This is a genomic window from Roseovarius sp. A46 (assembly GCF_004126395.1).
Lineage (GTDB): Bacteria > Pseudomonadota > Alphaproteobacteria > Rhodobacterales > Rhodobacteraceae > Roseovarius > Roseovarius nitratireducens.
Window position 1 is genome coordinate 1 of record NZ_PVWS01000071.1, and the last position, 1,441, is coordinate 1,441.

The following is a 1,441-nucleotide window of genomic DNA, read 5'->3' on the forward strand; positions in this document are numbered from 1 at the left end:
CGCACATGGAGTAATCGCGGGAGTGAGTCGCCCTAACGACCGGTCGGACTTGGAGGGTGGCTGTTCCCCGATAAGATGGAAGTACGGGCTCACGGCTGGAAGCCGGGCCCAAGCATCTGATGGAGAACAGCCATGGAAGAGTATATCGGTCTCGACGTGTCGATGAAAGAGACGGCAGTTTCGATCCGACGTGATGGGCAGCGCATCTGGCGCGGGAAATGCGCCTCGGATCCGGCGGTCATTGCCCAGCTGGTGCGCAAGCGTGCGTCGTTCGCCAAACGAGTTGTGTTCGAGACCGGCCCCTTGTCGGTGTGGTTCTACCATGCGCTTTGCTCGGAAGGCTTGCCTGCGATCTGCATCGATGCGCGCCACGCCAAAGCCGCGCTCGACATGGCGCCGAACAAGACTGATGCGAATGACGCCGATGGCCTGGCCCATCTTGCGGAAGTCGGTTTTTTCCGTGAGGTGCGAGTGAAAGGCTTCGACAGCATGTTGACCCGGACGCTTGTGGCGGCTCGGCGCCACTTGGTCCGGATCACGACCGCACTTTCCAACCAGATCCGGGGCTTGATGAAGACTTTCGGATTGGTGGTTCCTGCCGGTAAGGGCAGTAACTTCGAAAGAAATGTCCGTCGGCTGCTCGCTGATCATCCCGGGCTTTCTGAAATTATGCTGCCGCTTTTGGAGGCTTGGCGCACAACGCGCCTTCAGTCCGTCGAGCTTGGCCGACAGCTCGTCGCGCAGGCGCGCCAGGAGAAGGCATGCCAGCTTCTTATGTCGATCCCTGGCGTCGGAGCGATCACGGCAACCGCATTCGTGACGGCCATCGAAAACCCTGACAACTTCCGCAGGTCCCGCTCTGTCGGGGCTTGGCTGGGCCTGACCACCCGGCGATACCAATCCGGGGAAGTCGACTACGATGGTCACATATCCCGGCGCGGCGACCGCCATGTGAGAAGCCTTCTCTATGAGGCGGCAATGGTCATTCTGACCCGCAGCCGTGCCGACAGCGACCTGCGGACATGGGGGCTGAAACTCAAGGAGCGCATCGGCTTCAAGCGCGCTGCCGTCGCGGTGGCCCGAAAACTCGCAGTTATAATGCATGCAATGCTCCGGGCCGACACCTCGTTCGTGCGGGTCGCAAAGGTCGCAGCCTGACACTTCACCAATAGCGCTCAAGCCGCGAGCGCGCCAAGGCGTCCCTGCCGGGACGTAGGTCGAGCCATTCCGCTGATCGAGTTGCACCAGCTAAAACAGCCGAGTGCGTTTCGCACATTGGAAGGCTCCTCCGCGGAGACCCATCATGCGGCGACCGACGTGTCGACCGCGAAGACGACCCTGACCCGGCAAACGTTTCAAAGACGCGCACTCGGAGCCTAAAGCGCATTTGTCTCGCACATGACCTGAAGACCGACCTCCAGCCGTCCAATGACCGGAGGTG

The 1,441-nt window shown here is 61.1% G+C and carries 1 protein-coding gene; it reads left to right on the forward strand.

Annotation, left to right across the window (positions count from 1 at the left end):
- Window positions 1–132 precede the first annotated feature (132 nt).
- Window positions 133–1,158: an IS110 family transposase gene (locus tag C6W92_RS17425; protein WP_129435388.1), complete on the forward strand. Its 1,026-nt coding sequence runs from the start codon at window positions 133–135 to the stop codon at window positions 1,156–1,158.
- The last annotated feature ends 283 nt before the right edge of the window (window positions 1,159–1,441 follow it).